11 protein-coding genes are annotated in these 18,071 nt (G+C 52.8%); 3 read left to right on the top strand and 8 right to left on the bottom strand.

Annotated elements, in window-relative coordinates; translation table 11 throughout:
• Positions 1–4 precede the first annotated feature (4 nt).
• The 5 genes from JMJ04_RS16955 to JMJ04_RS16935 all read right to left on the bottom strand — a co-directional run bounded on the left by JMJ04_RS16955 (position 5) and on the right by JMJ04_RS16935 (position 11,708).
• The gene (locus JMJ04_RS16955; RefSeq protein WP_201371633.1) at positions 5–1,714 is read right to left on the bottom strand and encodes a sensor histidine kinase; all 1,710 of its coding nucleotides are present in this window, start codon (positions 1,712–1,714) and stop codon (positions 5–7) included.
• Positions 1,715–2,149: 435 nt separating this feature from the next.
• Positions 2,150–2,647 carry a pyridoxamine 5'-phosphate oxidase family protein gene (locus tag JMJ04_RS16950; protein WP_201371632.1) on the bottom strand — a complete coding sequence of 166 codons (498 nt, stop codon included), beginning with the start codon at positions 2,645–2,647 and terminating at the stop codon, positions 2,150–2,152.
• A 123-nt stretch (positions 2,648–2,770) separates the two neighbouring features.
• Positions 2,771–4,786, bottom strand: a complete 2,016-nt coding sequence (locus JMJ04_RS16945) for a WD40 repeat domain-containing serine/threonine protein kinase (protein WP_201371631.1) — start codon at positions 4,784–4,786, stop codon at positions 2,771–2,773.
• 42 nt (positions 4,787–4,828) lie between these two features.
• Positions 4,829–6,118, bottom strand: a complete 1,290-nt coding sequence (gene iscB, locus JMJ04_RS16940) for an RNA-guided endonuclease IscB (RefSeq protein WP_201371630.1) — start codon at positions 6,116–6,118, stop codon at positions 4,829–4,831.
• Positions 6,119–6,428: 310 nt separating this feature from the next.
• Entirely contained in the window at positions 6,429–11,708 is a 5,280-nt protein-coding gene (locus JMJ04_RS16935) for a HEAT repeat domain-containing protein (protein WP_201371629.1), read from the bottom strand.
• Positions 11,709–12,179: 471 nt separating this feature from the next.
• On the opposite strand from JMJ04_RS16935, the gene JMJ04_RS16930 reads away from it, so the two are divergent.
• From JMJ04_RS16930 to JMJ04_RS16920, 3 genes are all read left to right on the top strand, one after another.
• Positions 12,180–13,751 (top strand): glycoside hydrolase family 3 protein, encoded by a 1,572-nt coding sequence (locus tag JMJ04_RS16930; RefSeq protein ID WP_201371628.1) that lies wholly within the window; start codon positions 12,180–12,182, stop codon positions 13,749–13,751.
• Between the two features lie 168 nt (positions 13,752–13,919).
• Entirely contained in the window at positions 13,920–14,384 is a 465-nt protein-coding gene (locus tag JMJ04_RS16925; RefSeq protein ID WP_201371627.1) for a hypothetical protein, read from the top strand.
• An 83-nt stretch (positions 14,385–14,467) separates the two neighbouring features.
• Positions 14,468–16,222 (top strand): oligosaccharide flippase family protein, encoded by a 1,755-nt coding sequence (locus JMJ04_RS16920; RefSeq protein WP_201371626.1) that lies wholly within the window; start codon positions 14,468–14,470, stop codon positions 16,220–16,222.
• A gap of 120 nt (positions 16,223–16,342) precedes the next feature.
• Here the strand turns inward: JMJ04_RS16920 and JMJ04_RS16915 are convergent, their stop codons facing one another.
• From JMJ04_RS16915 to JMJ04_RS16905, 3 genes are all read right to left on the bottom strand, one after another.
• A complete protein-coding gene (locus JMJ04_RS16915) occupies positions 16,343–16,897 on the bottom strand; it encodes a hypothetical protein (protein ID WP_201371625.1) in 555 nt (184 codons plus the stop codon).
• 30 nt (positions 16,898–16,927) lie between these two features.
• Positions 16,928–17,155: a hypothetical protein gene (locus JMJ04_RS16910; protein WP_201371624.1), complete on the bottom strand. Its 228-nt coding sequence runs from the start codon at positions 17,153–17,155 to the stop codon at positions 16,928–16,930.
• Positions 17,156–17,745: 590 nt separating this feature from the next.
• Positions 17,746–18,018: a hypothetical protein gene (locus tag JMJ04_RS16905; protein WP_201371623.1), complete on the bottom strand. Its 273-nt coding sequence runs from the start codon at positions 18,016–18,018 to the stop codon at positions 17,746–17,748.
• Positions 18,019–18,071 lie beyond the last annotated feature (53 nt).

Genomic DNA, 18,071 nt, shown 5'->3' with positions numbered 1-18,071 from the left:
ATCATCATGTCTCTCGCTTCAGCGGCAGGGTAAACCAGAAAATTGAGCCAACACCAGGGGTGCTCTCAACACCAACCCGCCCCTGATGTTGCTCAACGATCACCTGGCAAATATACAGGCCCAGCCCTGCCCCCTTGCTCGCCCCCTCGTTGGCTTCAACACCCGGGACGCGATAGAACAGTTTCCATACCTGCTCTTGCTCCTCAGCGGTTAGCCCCGGCCCCTCGTCTCGCACCAGAACACGCACTTCCTCCTGTGTAACCTCTACAGAAACCTCGATTGGTGTCACCGGAGGCGTATACTTACACGCGTTGTTCATGTAGTTATTGAGCACCTGTGTGATCCGTTCCACATCAATCTCTGTCGGTATCGGCTGAGCAGAAACCGGCGGAACAAACGTGATGACACGCTCGGGATGAGAGGATTGATAGTCGCTTACCAGCAGAGAGAGTGTCGATTGTAGCTCACATGCCACCGGCTGTAAAAGAAAGCGGCTAGATTGGATAGAAGAAAGCTCGAACACATCGTTAATGATGCGGTTCTGGACTCCAACTTGCCGCTCTGCCCTCCCCAACAAGTGGTGAATTTCCTGGAGCTTCTCACGCAAGGGGTCATCGGCTAATAATGTTTGCGTCGTATTGCTTAACAGTAAGCGTGAATATTGCAGGCTCATACTGATCGTTGTCAGGGGAGTACGCAACTCATGGCTAACAATACTCAGGAACTGGTCCAGAGGTGGCTGACCTGGCTGGTTCGTTTGCGAAGACGACTCAACCTGCAACCCTGGCGAGCGTTCTTGCGTAATATCGCGCACGATGAGAATCGCGCCACAGATATACCCTTCATCGCCAATAATGGGCACACCACTCACACTGAGCCAGAGATCTGACATGCCATGCGCATGCACCTGAAGCTCAACTTTTTGCTCATCCACCAGTTCCTCGCCCCGCAGTACCCGTTTTAAAGGCAAGGCGTCCGGCCAGAGAGACCCACCTTGAGGATCTAAGATCTGGCACTCAAGGCTCGGCATTACCAGCGAGGCGCTACTCAACGCTCCTCCCTCCATTTTCAGGAGAGCCAGGCGTGCACTCATATTCGTCTGAATAATATGCCCTTTGCAATCCAATACATAGGCGGCATCGGTGACAGCATTGAGCAATGCCTGGCACTTTTTCGTCTGTGCCACAGCCTCGCGCCGCAGTGCCTGCAAGGCCGAGATATCCTGTGCGATCAGTACAGCGCCTTCAATCTTCCCATCACATTGAGAGATAGGTATACCGGCCACTGAAAGCACCTGTCCGCGCCGGCGCCCATCCAGGAGGCGTACCTCGTAGCCAGCCACGGCCTCACCGCTTAAAGCACGACTCAGAGGATGGTAGGCCTGGGAAAAATCAGTCACCTGCGGATCTGACTCATCACGCGCTTCGTCTGGAGTATGCTCAAATTGACTTGAGCGCAATAGAGCACGCGTGGCACGATTACACTGTACCAGTCTCCCCGTACTATCATAGACAGAAATTGCCTCGGGAGACACTTCCAGGAGAGCATCCAGGCGCCGCTGTACCTGGTCCGCGTGCAGGCGCATTCGGCGAACATAGAGCACAAACAGGCATATTACCGCCATCACAATCCCATACTGCACCAACACTACCCCCCCAAACAGGAGGGAAGGCGAGGCCGTAAAGAGTGTCTTTAAGAAGAGAGTTATAAACACCACAACCACCTGTCAAAGAACGCCACGTCCTGATCTCAGTGGAGTCGTCGTTGCCAGAGACCAATAAAAATAGCCTGACACCGACTCTCGCCCTGCCAACAAACGCCCCAAATAAAAACGAAAGAGCCGTATCTGCTCTTGCTAAAGAGTAATCTTATACTCAAAGGCTCATGTTGCATATTTCTTGCAAGGTATTTTTCTGCACGCATGCCTATTATAGAGTATTCTATACATCTAGTATATACTTATTCCGCGATTTTCGCAAATTCTCCTTCGTTATTTGACTCATCAACTCTACGCCTGCGCCCTGTTCTCATTTCTACCACTTTCTGCGCAGAGAATACCATTAAGGGGTGTGTGTGGAACCTGGGCCAGACCCCAGGTTCCACACACACCCCTTCACGCGAAAGCTCATTGCGTACGCCTTGCCTCATGCTAGCGCATGTCGAGCTTTATATCCTCTCCAATATCTTCCCGTGCGCCAGCCGCCTTTTTCGTTAACCTATAGAGCAGGGTCATCTTCCCTGAGGGAACATCCCAGTATTCCGCGCCCTCAACGTGTACCTTGAGCAACGCGAGTGTAGGATCATCCAGGCCCTGGGAGAACCAGGGCTTGTAGAAAGGCCGCCAGTAGTGCTTAATTTTGTCATGATCGCGCACTAGCTCCGCGACGCCTGAGACGGAAACAAAGAGGTTATCACCGGGCTTGGAGTAGCTGATATTGACCTGGTGATGCTGCGACACCTCGCTCACCTTGGGGGCATCCGATGACGTGAAAAACCAGAGATCACCATCAAACTCAACATCCTGGGTCGCCATAGGGCGACTACGCAACGTGCCATCCGCTTCCTGCGTGGTCATCATGGCAATACGTATATCTTTAATCTTATCAGCTAGAAGCTTCACATCGCTCTTTTTCTCGGGGCCAGCCATATGAGGGTCTTCCTTTCTCGTATCACACCTTGCCAGGCAATAGGAGGTCATAACGTATTCACTCCACGTTAGTGGCACGCAGAGTTCACGAGGCATGTTACAAAAGCGATACCCTTACTTCTCCTATCCACCCCAGATAGTCAATCGTGTATCATTCCCCTCATCCAGCGCGGCAAGCTCGATACGAGTCGGCGACCAGGTGGCTTGAAAGGACACGGGCAGAGTGTAGAGAGGCGCCAGTTCGCCCGGAAAACCAAAAAGCGTTCGCTGTGAGTTCAATACGACGGCAACACGCCCATCAGGGGCAATGCTCACCATACGTGGCAGACTCGGAAGATTGCTCCACTGAAAAATCCGTTGCTGCCCTGAACGCTCCCAGCCCTCCACACGGTTATCACGAAAAGCCACGGCGTAGAATGAACTATCAGGCGCCCAGCTTATGCCTCGTACGATTTCTCCATCCTCATGGTCATAGAGAAATTCAATGCGTTGCCCGATTCGCCAGCACATGAGGCGTCCGCTGCGTGTCCCGGCTACAAGGCGTTTGCCGTCGGGAGACCAGCAGAGCACTCCACTCCCACTCATTTCCTCGCGTGAGAGGGTAACGGGTAGTGGTGGCTGGGGGATATGTAACTGGTGCAGGGGCAGAGCATACAAGACCACCCGCTCACCTACCCAGAGGGCCATATTCCAGGTCGATGACCAGGAGAAGGCCACAATCGAACGCGCCTGAAAACGCATCACCAGGGGTAACAGACGTTGCTCGACACGATCCCAGAAGCGCACCTCTCCCCCTTTGCTTAACGCCAGGATGCGCCCATCTGGAGACCAGCAGAGTTCATGCGTATCTTCCACCTGCGAGACACGTGGCAGATGCTCTAGCGGCCCATTACGGCTCAAGATACATGGCGGCTCGCCATAGAGTGCGCAGGCCAGTATCTCCCCCTGAGGTTGCCAACTTAACATACGCAGACGTGCCGGAAGATCAAAATGCGCCAGGGTCTGAAGCGCCAGTGGAGTATATAAGCGACCAGAGATCTCGCGCCGTCCAGAAGTAGTGGCGGCCTTGACAGGCGCTGGTGCGATTGGCTCGTCAAGCACCAGCCCTTCCCTGATATCGATAGGATCAAGTGAGAACTGCATCTGCTCGGGAGGGAGTGTATAGCGTGGATGCATAGTGGCTTCTGGCACTCGCGAGCGCTCTTCGGGGAGCACATCTAGCGCCAGGTCAACGCTGATTGTTCGCGCCGTCGTCTCCTCGCTTGCCTGCTGCTCAATCGCCTGTTGTAGGGATTGGGCAAATGCCAGCACTGTGGAAAAGCGCTGCTCGGGGTCCTTCGCGAGCGCGCGAAGGATGACCGCATCAATCGCGGATGAGAAGATACGTTCAGCGTTCAACTGGCTGGGCGCCAGGGGAGGATCTACGACATGTGCCAGTGGATTAGCACCTACATTGATGGGAAAGCGTCCTGTCAGCATCCAGCAAGCCATAATCGCCAGCGAATATTGGTCTGAAGCACAATACGCTCGCTGATTCACCTGCTCAGGCGCCATATACTGATAAGTGCCAATCACATCGCTTACTTCAATATATTCCACGGACACATCTTTGAGATGCGCGATCCCAAAGTCGAAGAGGAAGAGTTCGACACAGCGCTGCGTCGGTCGGGCATCCCTCACCACACGTACAAGAAAATTCCCAGGTTTGACATCGCCATGAATAATCGCAGGCTGACGTGTATGCAAATACCAGAGGCTCTGAGCGGCCTGCATAATCGCATCCCCCGTCTGCGCCAACGTCCAGTATTGCCAGGGAGCTTGCTTCTTCGCCATAGACGCTAATGAACGCTCAGGCATATAGGGAGAGATGAGAAAGGGCACCTTGCGCTGATTATAATGCGTCCATCCCGAATCGAGCAAGGGCAGAATATGTTGATGCTTCAGACTCCTGGCGATCTTAATTTCGCGCTGAAAACGCTCCTGAGCCTTGTGATTGAGCTGATCATCCTCAATGACAGGCTTGAGGATTTTTAGCGCAACCTCCTGGTGCGTACGCATATCGCGTGCGAGCCAGACCTCGCTCATATTCCCCGGATAGAGGAGATCTATGCGCTCATAGCGCTCGCCAGCCATTAGCATAGATATCCACCATAAAATCGCGCAATGTGGGTGCCCCTGGCTTTAGACATGTGGAGGAACATTGCGCACTCCTTTGCTTCTATACTCATAGCCATCGGCTTGATGTACTCGGCGCATATATTTAGGGTGGATATCGACCTTCCCAAGCCGAAACGAAGGCCGATGACGAATAGCAATTTTCCCCTCAAACGTTCCTTTGGGTGTAATGACTTTCACCATATCGCCTGTGCGATATCCAAGAAATGTCTTTTTGCGTTGTTTGTGTTTTGCAGGAAATCCATATTTATCAGGTATGCACATTTGCCTTCTTCCGTGCCCTGTGGCTGTAATCAGCAAAGGGATGTTCCCTTTATGCACTAAGACATCAGGTGTACTCTTGCCTACGCAAGCGGCATCCAGCCAGTGTGTTTTTGGCAAGCCTCTTGTGGTGCGGTTGTACTTGGTCAATCCTCCACTGCCACACTCGACAGGCAAGCCAAAGGTTTTCAATCGTTCGAGCAATGCAAAACGTGTGGAATTGACAGCAGCGGCATCCTTGAGGGGCCTTTTCACCTGAGCCAGAATACGCTTGAGCACATCTGGCTTCTTTTTTAAGAATATTTCGATTTCCTGAGTGCCTTTGGCGAGATTGCACGGCTCGCAAGCTAGCGTAAGATTGCTGATCCTATGCGTGCCACCGTTGGCGCGAGGATGAATATGCTCGATTTGCAACGGAATATTTTGTTTGCCACAATAGGCACAGGTTCGCTCCCATTTTTCGAGCAAGTATTCCCTGACTTCGTAGCCTTGCAAGGTGCCTTGCTGATATTGCACGCCTGCAATATCAGGGTTCTCCATCAGTTGCAAATCAAATTTCACCAATTCCTGGCTCATAGCTTCAATGGGGGCATAGCGACACAAACGAGCTACACACGTCAGGATATTGGCAAGCCGACTTTCTAACGATGGCGGCAACCATCCCTTCTTTCTTTTTCGATTCTGAAATCGTGGCTTACGATAGCGTGTTTTGCGATTTCTTCTGCCACGACGAACTGTACGCCTACTCTCCAGGCTGTCTTTAATGGCATGCCCACGATGGTGAAGTTCAGCCGCGAAAACAACCTTCCCGTTGGCATCATTCACCAGGGCAATACCTGTTGTTTTACTGCCAGGATCGAGTTTGAGGCGCAAGGGTTGCACCTCTGGCTGTTCAACTACCCGCTTCAGCACAAGGGTAAACGGGTAACGTCGAAACACGGCGGCTTTGCCTTGCGTGAGCAAGAGCCTTGCACGTGCTGGATGCACCGGATGTAATGGTTTGTAGTTACTATCAATCACAAAAACGTTGCTCAAGTTGAGCCTCTACTTTCGTAGGTGATGTTTGCCTCGTCAATGTTAGCGAACGGTTTAACGCACAACACACTGGCTTCACCCTCTACACCTGTTTAATGCTGCGCCGTAGCGGTTGGGGCTGGCAAAGCACCCCAACGTACCTAATTTCATTCCTAACGTAGCCTGTGTTTCAAGACTGAGACTGGTCAGGTCCAGGCTTGCCGAAACAAGCCCCTGCCTTTAGGCATGGGGTTCCTGACTCATACCTTCTAGCATCGAAAAACGGCGTATGCCAGCTCGCTTACGATTGTTCGTTTTGATGAAGAACATGTTAACGCCTCTTTGAGCGCCTGGTATCCGCAGATGAAGAGGGTTCACCCGTAAATGCTCGCAGTTGCCCGCTCAACGTATCGCGCTCACGCTGCAAGCTATCGCGCTCACGCGTCATCTGCTCCAGGCGCGCGGACAGTGAGTCATTCTCACGCGTCAACTGTGTAATATTTCCCTGCATTTTCTGTCGCTCGCGTTTGCCGCGTTCAAGGTCACCCTCACGCTCAGTATGCTCCTGTTTTAACTCCTCCAGTTGACTATCAAGCTTATCAGCGCGCTCTTTTTCGGCTTGTGCCTGCTGAATAACCAGAAGCAATTGCTTTTCGTGCGTCTCTTGCTCATCCCGCAAAGCACGCTTGAGCTGCTGAATCTGGGGACCATAGCGTACCCCCAGGAGCATGCTGAAGAGTTCATGCTCTGGCGCGCCCTCGGGTATGCGCTCGCGCAACTCGCGTAAACGCGGCACATCCCACTGACCACCCGCGAGCAAACCGCCCAGGGCACGTAAAGCCACTGAGAGCCGCTCCATTTGCTGCATCCCAGGACGAGAAGCACCAGGGCCATAGAGATGCGTGCTCTGGGCATATTCCTGAATAACACCCGACATCGTATTCATCCCAAGCACCGCAGCCAGTTCCTCGCGCAGCTCCAGCGCTGTCTCCCCTCGCTTAAACACCTGGAGTGCTTCATCCTGGGCGGACCTCCCTAGCAGTAAAAAGAGGGCCGTCAGAAGCTTGCTCTGGCGTGGGTCGCTATCCAGCGCCTGGAGCAGTGGCGTAACGATCAATGGCTCACCCAGCAACAAGAGCAGGGCCAGGAGACGCAGGTTTGTTGTCTCCTCCGTATGGGTCTGGATATGCGCAATTAGATCAGAGACCATGGCCCGATCACCGAAAGCGTCAGACTCTCCCATGATGCGCTGTAACAAGAGTGTGACAGCCATTCCCATGTCAGAGGGATCATCATGCGAAAGCTGCGTCACCAGTTGCTCCTTGATATTCTGAGGAGACATGGTATTGAAGACCTCAAGCGCCGCCTCACGCCGCTCCAGCGAGGTATAATCACTCAAGGCACTCATGATAAAAGGCAAAGCAACAACGCCCAGGTCACGCAAGACCTCCTTTGAGGAGCGCACCAGCATCGCGTCATGCGAGGTAATCAGCTCGCCCATTTTGGGAACGGCCGGTGCGCCAATCTGCACAAGAGTAAGCATCGCCCCTCGCCGGCGCTCGCCATCCTTGAGCGCTTCAACCAGGCTATCAAGTACACGCTCGCGGTGTTCCTGGAGGTAGACCAGGCGCTTGAGAGCTTCCGCGACCCCTTCGAGCAACTGGGCAGTTTCCAGCCCCTCCAATAAAGCAGGTAGACTGATAGCAGCAAGCTCATTGGTCAAGACATAAAAAAGTACCTCGCGTACACGATCAGGAAGAATGAGAGCAAAGAGCTTGACCAGCGCAGTCAGCATTGTCTGTGTATCGCCATGTTGATGCACAAGAGCCACGATCACCTCCTGTGCCCGTGTACACGCCACCTGACGCCTATCGTCCAGGCCTTCCACTAAGGGCCGCAAAATTCCGGGACCAAAGCGCGGTAAAAGCTCTGCCGCCACCTCCCCCAGTTCTTCCGCTCCTAGCAATTCGACCAGGCGCGCAATGGCGACATCGGGATGTTTGAGCAGCAGGGGAGAGAGAGGCTCACGCAATGCTGGCTGGGCCAGGCCATTGATTAGTGCAGGTACGACCGCCACGCCTGGTAGCTCCTCCAGTGCCTGATAGAGATAGGACTGGATGCGTTGATCGGGAGAGAGCAGGTGTTGCACCAGCACATCCGCCGATTTGTCTGCGCGCATACGAAAGATCGTGAGCAAGGCACTTGCCTGGCTATCGCTGCTGAGCGCCAGGGCCTCGATAAGCTCTTCGCCAGGGAAGGGATTCATACCCAGGATCGCCCGCTGTACACGCTGCACCTGCTGAGATGGATGAGAAGTATCAAGCGCATCGATCAGCGCGGGCAACGCCACCTCGCCTAGCTGGCTCAAGGCTTCAATCGCCTCTTCCAGAATTTGCGGATGCGTACTCGTCAGCATCTGTAAGAGAGGGGAGACGACATGTGGCTCGCGAAATTGGCTCAGGGCTCGTACCAGCGCAATGGTCAGCAATGGCTCATCAGGGGGAGTTTGCACCAGTTCAATAAAGCGTGTGACAGCCTGTGTCGCATGCATATCAGCCAGGACCTGCACCAGGATACGTGTCCGTCCTAGAACGACGGGAGAGAGGGCCTCAATCATCGGCGCGATGGCGGGTTCACCGATCAGCTTCAAAATACTTGCCGCACGCTCAGCGCTATCCTCACGCGTAGCGTGTAGAATACTTTCCAATAAACCTGGAATGCTGTCAGGAGCATAGGCATAGAGCGTCTCAGAGACGCGCCGGACCAGAGTTGGCCCCGCTTCCGTAAGCAGTTGCAGCACATCAGGTAGCGCCTCCAGGTCGCGTGTCTCCTTCAAGACGTCCAGCACACGCAAGCGCACCTCCTCAGAGGGCTGGCGCAAGAACGGCAGCAGTTTCGGTGTTGTCAGCGGACCTATCGCGCGCAAGGCCTGGACCACATTCCCCACCGCCACCTCATTTTGCGAGGGAAGGTACAGGAGCAAGGCATCAATCACCTTTTCGCCCCGATCAGCGCGCGAACTGGCCCCCTCCTCCTGGAGGGCCTGCCGGACAAGTATATCGCGTGCCCGCTGCTGCGTCTGTGGCTCCTGCTGATAATTAGAGGTCAGCATTGGCACAATCGCTTCCACGATGCGCAGATATTGCATTTGCGTGACACGCCGTTGCATATCCTGACCACTCATAAAACGTTCTAAAATGGCCAGGGCCGCTAAATGCATGTAGACCGTTGCGACGGTTGCATCGCGTTGCTCCACCACCTGGAGCAGGCGCTTAAGCGTCAACTCTGGCCCAAGGCGATAGAGAGCATTGGTCGCACGTCGCATCACAAAGATATCAGTGTCCTGAAGCCGCTCAATCAGCGGTTCAACAGCGCGTGGATGATAGGTGCCACCCAGAATATTGACCGCGGAGGCGCGCATACGCGTACTCCGTTCAGCATGGGGGCGACTGAGTTCGACCGCGTGATCGACCACAACGGCCCCAAATCGGCCTAGCACCTGGGTCAAGTGCTTCACCTGCGCCTCATAGGCCACATCATCTACCACATCTTCCAGGAAAGAAAACAGCAAGACTGGGACCACAGCCTTATCAAGCAGCAGCAACAGGTCATCAACACCCGCCACCATAATCAGTGGTAGGAGCGAGCGATAGACCTCCTGCCCTCCCTCCTCAGCGCAACGCGTGAAGATACGCGCCAACTCTTCGCGCGCGGCCCGGTTGCGTACCGCAATGGAGAGCGCCTCCTCAACGCTTGGCGGGAGCATCACCAGGCGCTTGGCATCGGCCTGGGGTGGCGTCCAGAGCACGCCAACACATACCAGGGCCAGGGACAAAGCCTGGAGCAGGTGGACACGATTCTCCAGGCCACGCGAGCCGAGCTGCTCGGCTAGCACCAATGGATCATCCAGCAAGCCCGCCCAGATCGCGACTGGCTCGCTCCAGCGCCCAACGTTTTCCAGGAGTTCCTCGCGGATCTCTGGCTTTGTAGTCTGCTGCTCAGCCGCCTGAAAGTACTCGGCGACAAAATACTCAGCGATCAGCTCATGTCGAAAGCTCAACACGCCATTGGGGCTAATATCTATCAGGTCCGCGGTCATCGTGAATTGTAAGAGCTGCGGCAGATCGTCGCGCATCTCCTCCAGCGCATCAGGCTCCTCAATATCTGGATAGGGACCCTGGGCAGGATTTTCGTTGAGCCAGATAATAAGCTCGTCAGCGAAAGCCTCCAGTTCAGCCTCGCGCCAGCGCCCACTGGCGCTCGAAACCGAGAGCTGAATCGCGTTGCGATCATTGGCCCAGCGCGCCGCGCAGGCCACCACGCTCAAAAAGCGGATCACCAGTTGTTCGCGCAGTTCGCTCCCTTGCCAACGCCCCTGCCGCCGCTCACGCGCGACAAGCTGCACAACCGATTCGCGCAGGAGACGACCACGCGTGTCAATCTGCTTCCCACGCTCGACGCCTATCTGATCAATGATCTCCATAAGGGTAAAGAGCATCATGGGATTGGTGCAGTGGTAGCGCAAGCGGCTACGATCAATCACCTGCATAATCTGACCAGCAGTATGACGCCATGGTTGATCCTGAACGACGATATAGCGCTCAATAAATTGCTGGATCTGCTCCGGCTGCAAAGGATAAATAGTGGCACAGGCCGCCTGACCGCGCGCGACCAGGCGCATAAACTCAGGCTGCTCACGATAATCAATCTCGCGACACGTCATCACCAGGCGGTTCTTTGAGTGCAGCATCAGCTCAGCCATTTCATGGCTCACGTAGGTCAGGTAATTACTATCCACCTCATTAAGGCCATCACACAGCAGCAGGAGGCGTCCCTGCTGCGCGAGCTGGCGTAAATACGGAGCCAGGTGCTCCATGCCTGGTAGGTCGCTCTCCTGTAAAAAGCTGAGCAGGCCAATATTGCTATCGACCCAGGCTTCTTGCGGAACCTCGCTATAGCGCTTGAGATAAAGGCTATAGTTCTTCATAGGTACAAATACGGGAATATAGCCTCGACGAAAGATGAGGCGCCAGGGGTGAGTCACCGCGCGATATTGATAGACGCGCAGCGCCATTGTTTTCCCGGCCCCCGGAACCCCGAGAATCAATTGATGCGCATAGCTCTGCTCTAAGAGATCAAGAATAGAGACATGTTCGCTCTGCACCGCAATCGTTGGTGCCGTTACTTCATGATGGTTCTGCTCGGCCGTTGGGCGGATGTTGGCCATAGCCTCCAGGGGCGTGTAGAGGAGTTGAAAGCGTTTCTGGACCTGCTCTACGGCGCGGGCATAGCGCCAGAGCGCATATAAACGCGTTCCAAAGAGCGTGCTGCCAAAGGTCGCTATAAACAGGAGGCACAACAAGATCAGCAAGAGAGGCGCGTGCAGAAGCAATGCTAACGCAGAGGAGATGCTGGCTCCCCCCGGATGATGCTGGGTATTGAGCAGCAAGAGGACCAGGACCAGGACCAGCCCCGCCCCCAACAACACTCCGAAGGCAAAGAGCAGGCTCCTCAATATCCGCTGTGGTAGCGTGCGTGTCTTGGAGAGCTTACGTGCGTCGCGGCTCCCACGTGGCAAAGGAGGCTGCACGAATGGTTGCTCCTGTAGCATAGTGACCCAGAAACCTTTCGTAGCAATATGGTAAAAACAGTATAGCCCAGTTTTTGATTCTGAACAAGCACGCATGTAGACCACTACGGTAAAACACGCCAGGGAAGCTCAGCAATGTGGTATCATCATCAGTGCGAGCATCTCCCAGTCGCACTTCCTGAGTTTGCCAAACGTACACGTTGTCACCAACGTTATCATGAAAAGAGTGTTACAAATATCCGCCTGAAGCGATCTTTATAATAGGGGACAAAGAGCTACCTTTTCGCAATCTCTCGCGCATCTCAGGGATGGCACTAAACTCGCATGCTAGACATCGACGTCTACAGGGTAAGTCCTCTATGTTGCTGAGACCATCAGACGCATAGGCGCGTTAGAGATAATAGAGCAACCTTTTTCGGGCTTCTCATATTTATAGTATTATATACTACTATTTACGAAGAAAAAGATTTTAGCGAAAGGGCTCGCCCGTTTATGCCTCATATAAACTCCCGGCCATTAGAGGGACAGCCGTCACACAAGCATGCCCCCCCTGGGATACCAGTGCCAACAAGAAATAATGCCAGTTCACAGATGCGGCCCGCTTTTCAGGCTGGCGCACAGCCGCCAGCAACGGGTCCAGATGAAATTGATACACATGTCTACCCTGTTGTTCCTCGCCCGGCAAGCCCCGGTGCACTTTCACGCTTTAAAGACAAAGTAGCCGCCGCACAACATAAAGCGCAACTCGCGACCCTGGAAACCATCAAAACATCGTCCCTTCCCTCCTCTCCATCTGGCGAGACATTCTCCTGGCGCAAAGTGGCCATCCTCCTCCCTTTGCTACTCATCGTGCTTTTTCATGCGCTCTCCCTGGGTGGAGCACAGTTTGCGGGTCCCCAGGGCTGGGCCTCACTGCTCGGAGATCCCGTCAGCGCCAATAACCCTGACCTACTCCACACTATTAATAAGCAGTTACAGGACAATCAGAAAAACCAGCAGCATGTAAGCATTACGCCTCAGCAGTATATTGACACAGTTCTACATAACATGACGATTGAGCAAAAAATTGGTCAAATGATGCTGGTGCAATTTACGGGTGCGACCTACGCATCAGACATTAGTACGATGGTAAGTCAGTATGGAGTAGGAGCGGTACTGATCTTCTACGCCAATGGCAACATCATAGATAAAGGCCAGCTCAAGGGGCTCATCCAGCAGATGCAGAGCAATAGTACCATCCCCATGGCCGTCTCCATCGATCAGGAAGGTGGCTATGTCGACCGCTTAGCCCAACTTGATGGAATGCGACCCTCCGCCGCCACCATCGGAGCCTCCAATGATCCAGCCAAGGCCAAAGCAGCGGGCCAGCAGGACGCCCAGGACCTGCTCTCCTATGGCATCAATATGAATCTAGCTCCAGTCGTCGACGTTGATACGCTGCCCTATTCTGAAATGCATACTGACCAGCGAACCTTTGGCACCACGCCAGAACAGGTGACGCAGATGGCTGGCGCGTATTTAGATGGTTTGCAGGCAGGGGGAAAGGTCGTCGGCACCCTCAAACATTTCCCCGGCCTGGGCCGCTCGGCAACTGATCCTCATTTTGCTATCCCGCAAATTACCGCCTCGAAGAGTGAGCTCGAACAGGTCGATTGGGCGCCCTACCGCGCCTTGATCAAGCAAAACAAGGTCCAGTCCATCATGGTCACCCATGAGATCCTCGACGCTATCGATCCAACCCAGCCTTCGACGCTCTCACCCAAGGTCATCAAGAATATCCTCCGCGATGAATTTGGCTTCAAGGGCGTCATTATGACAGATAGCCTGACAATGAAAGGCATCACGAACTACGTCTCTCAGTCTCAGGCAGCCGCTCTGGCCATCGCAGCAGGCTGCGACCTACTGATGGGTGCCTCCAGTGCCAGCCAGGTCGCCTCCATGATCGAAGGCATCAAGCAAGCGCTCCATGATGGCACCATTACCCAGCAGCACATCGATGACTCTGTGCGCCGTATTTTGCTCATGAAATATCAGATGGGGCTTCTTGCCTTACCAAAAAACTAACTGACCTCTTATGTAATGTATTTGGGTAGTGGATGTGGTGCATACTGGTGGCGGCAGACCACCAGTATGCACCACATCCACTACCCAGGCGAGCGCCACAGGCACAAGAAGCCATGCCAAAGATGTGCGCATCGGATTACAGAATACACCTGTGAAAGGGATTCTTTTATGCTTAGCACCAGTACCAGGGCGCCAGAGAAAAGGGCAGCGCAAAAGATCAGTAAAGAAAAATATATAGACACAGCTATTATTACCTGTGTAGTTCTTGAAACTATTATTGTGACGCTGGCGCTTATTCCGGCGCAGCTATGGACACGCTTGCTCCCCCAATCGAGTGGGGCGGCACTCAATGGTCCATTTCCGGCCTCCATCGCGCCTCTGATTACAGCCCTCCTGTATCTTCTTCCCGCGATCATTGGCTTTCTCTGCCGCAACTGGCAAAAGGCCTTGCTTTTCGCGACCCTGCCCGCCTGGATCGGACTGGGGCTTTTTCTGATTGCCGCAACCTCAAAAGTAGGAATCTTCTATCTTGTCTCAACCGACCATGTAACCGAAAATGTCAGTGTACTGGAACTCTTCGCGGCATTGGGAAGTATGGGCTGGTTAGCAAGACAAATCTTTAAATTGAGATAAAATAGATCATGCACAAGACGACGTTCAAACGTTTACGACTCATACGTCTAAACGCATTATCTCAGCATGAGCTATTGACATCAATGGAAGAAAAAAACTACATAGCAACACACTCTGAACAAAATGCGAAAAAGGAATTTCATCAGCGGGAGGAGCAAGCAGAACTTCAGATAGGCCAGGCGCCCATACATGAGCAGCCATTAGCATCCGTCCACCAGGCGCAAACTGAGGCAGAGGCCAGGGGCTTGCTACAACGCACACCCAATAGTTATCTCTTAAACCAGGCTTATGGCTTATGGGTCTATATTTCGTGGTTCCTCTTGACTATTATTTTGACGAGTAAACTTCCCAAAGAGCAGTATGGTATTTATGCAGATGTTACCACGGCCTATAACACGATCTTGTATATAGTGGCTTTTGGCTTTGAAGATGCGACCTATACCTATATCCCTCGCGTCTTTGCCGAGCATGGGCGTGCTTCAGCTGGCTGGCTTATTCGCCGTCTTGTGGGTCTGCGTATTCTGGTGTTGGTTGTGGTGAGCGCGCTCTTGCTCTACAGCCTGCCCGTTCTGGCCACACTCATCGATCAATTGCACATTCCAGGCAGCCAGGGGACGGTCACGGCCCTACGCGACCCCTATCTGCGCACCAACCTGGCTCCTTTGACCATCTATATTTTTGGTAGCAGCGTCGCCAGCCTGTTAACGGCGCTCTGTACTGGCCTGATGCGCATGCGCATTGTCTTTATCCTTGGCAGCCTGGTCCAGGTAGCGCTGCTAATTTTTGGCTATATCCTGCTCCAACTGGGCTGGGGAGTCAATGGCGTGCTGTGGATGCTGGGCATCGTCTCGCTGCTCCAGATGGTAGGCTATCTTATCTGGCTGACGCCTTTCCTCTTCCAGCGAGGCGCCCCTGACAGCGTTAAAAGCATTTACAAGCAACCACTACGCCCGCTGTTCGCCCTTGGGATGAATGCCTGGCTAACCAACCTGGTTTCGGGCGCGCTCCTCAAGCAGGTCTCTATCAATCTGTTGAAAATTTTCGCAGTTGGATTGATCGAAATTGGCTACTTTAACCTGGCCTTCCAGCTTGCGGATGCCGCAAATCTCTTGCTGGTAGCCGGTTTTGGTGGCGTCGCAGGCTCGGCCCTGGCGGCGGCCTTCATCGGCAAGAACCATGAGCGTCTCTCCCTCTCCTGGCAGGCCCTGATAAAAATCGAGACTCTCCTGGCCGCTCCAGGACTCATCTTCTGTCTCTTTAGCGCCAATAACCTGGCCACCGCGCTTTACTCCCAGCGCTATAGTGATGTGGGACTGCTCCTCGGCATCTTTGTCTTCTTCAACCTGCTGATGCGCGTCCTGGGAACGTATATTCACCAGCCCACGCTCTACGTCGTCGGAAAAGCCCCCCTGGCTGTGCTCAGTCAGTGGATAGGGCTGGGCATCGTCATTGTGATGGGCACGATTCTTATCGGACTTCTGCATATGGGAGCCGCTGGCGCGCTGATTGCCGATGGCGTGGGACGCCTCGCCACAGGTCTATTGATGCTCTTCTTTCTGCGCAAAGATCTGCCACGCAAGTATCCCCTGGCCTTTACACTACGTTTCCTGGCCTCGCTGGTGCTGGCTGCCATTCCCAGCACGCTCTGGCTCACCCTGTTCTGGCAGCCCGCTAACCGCCTGGTCCTGCTTGGCTCGCTGGGAATCTCGGGTGGGCTCTTCCTCGCCTGCTGTATTGGCATACTACGTCTCCTCAAGCCGCTCAATCAGCAGGACATCACGCTCCTCAAGAGCATCAAGCCGGGACTGGTCAAATACTTGCGCCATTTTGCACGCTAAAGAACCCTATAAAAAAGCAACTCCTGCCAGGTAAAAGATCTAGCAGGAGTTGCTTTTTTATAGGGTTCTCACAACACTTGGCTATAACTCTATAGAACTGGAGCGAGGTCAGACATAACTTTAAGATATGCCAATGAGCTTGGGCTTGTGTGCGAGGCTATGCGCCTCTTCGTGGCATGTTGGACAGAGAACAATAAAATGCTGAGGATTGTAACGGTCGAGCAAATTGCTGGCGAAATGGATCGTGTGCAATTGCAATCCATCGTAGTGTTGACCGCATTCGGGGCAAATAGATTGAGCCTGCTCACTCAGCGTACGTTTCAGGTTATTCATCTGAGTGGCGTGGACCAAGTCCAGACTGACGTGAAAAAGGAAACCGGCCAGGATTAGCCAGAGAAGCTTTGAGCGGGTGCGTACAGCTACTACCAAGAGAATACCCAGGATAAGCGGATGATGCAAGAGTCGTGCCTGTGGCAATTGGGGAGGGTCAGCCTGACCAAAATAACGCACTGCGGCTCGCAGACTGAGTGTACGTTGTGTCACGGAGTACCAGAGATAGTGATCAACATCAATAAGCACACTGGATGCCAGCGGAATCCAGCCGTCTTTTTTCAGCCACGGGAAAGCAACAAGCGCTGCCGCCGTTGATAACTTTATATGTTCTTGAATGCGCATGGGTATATCTAATCAATATCCTTCCTAAATTTAAGGTTTTGTATTATTGCTCGATTCAGTTTCCACCTCTTCTTTGAAGGTGCCTTTCAATTTCGGCTCTGATTCATATCGAGGTGAATCTATTACTTTCTGGTAAATATTGATAAATGTTGAGAGTCCAGCAACCTCATCAGGAGTCATATCAAAACTGATTCCTGCTGAGTGGGTAAGGATTAAGTTTGTCCCTTCTATATGGAACTTATATTTTCCGATACGCATGGCAATCCTGACTCCTTATCTGCATACGGATGCACAAATACGAAATTTTATCATGAACGCCACATTCCGCAGGGTAATTGACAGAAAAGTGAAAAGTAGGGTGGACCATTGTTTCCAGATTACAATCAATATCCTTTTACTGGCCCGTGAGGGTTCATTCTTCTGTTTTTTCAAACTCCTGCTTGTCACGATAAACCTGGTCCTGTTCAGATTCCAAGTAACTGACAACGATTATAATGGAAGTATCTGTCTGTTAAATGTACCTAGAAATACCTGCATTTACAACTTTCTAATGTATCAAGCCAACATACTTTGGTATCAAGGCTTGTGAGAAACCAATAGAGCTGTTGGAAAGTTCTGGGAAGAGAAAAAGAAGCTTGTTTGTGAGCATGAGTATGTCGCAGAGCTGGCATAGAAAGATGGGGGGACGTTGCTGCCGTTGTGAAGCGAGAAGAGAGATATAGGAAAATTGTATCTCTCTTCTCACTCAACTGTATTTACCTGGAATGAGGTTGCTTGCGAATCTAGCAAAGTGTAACAACCTGGACGGGAGGTGATAAATGTAACCTTCAAAAATTGTTGATGTGAGTTTATGACATCGTCGAAACTTTTTTGCCAGCATCTATAAGGCCAAATTTTTTGATTGTCTTATAGAGCCAGCCAGCTGTTGGGCCGGTATCCACTTTCTTGCTGGTCTCAATCAAAAATGAAGGAGTCAGGGGAGACGGAGCGAGTTTGCTTGATTCACGTATTGTGGACAGTTCATTATAATGTTGAAAAGCCCAGTATATATTGATCCTGCACATAGCACAATTTTTCACGTCATTTTCATTCATTGCTCCGCATTGTGGACATTCTATCATGGCTGTTTCCTTTCTAGTAGTTGGATAAATACAAAACAAGAACCAAGCAGCAA

The sequence above is a fragment of the Ktedonobacter robiniae genome (assembly GCF_016587375.1).
Classification (GTDB): Bacteria; Chloroflexota; Ktedonobacteria; order Ktedonobacterales; family Ktedonobacteraceae; genus Ktedonobacter; species Ktedonobacter robiniae.
Note: the sequence above shows the minus strand (reverse complement) of the source record. Positions and strands in the feature narration are given on the sequence as shown.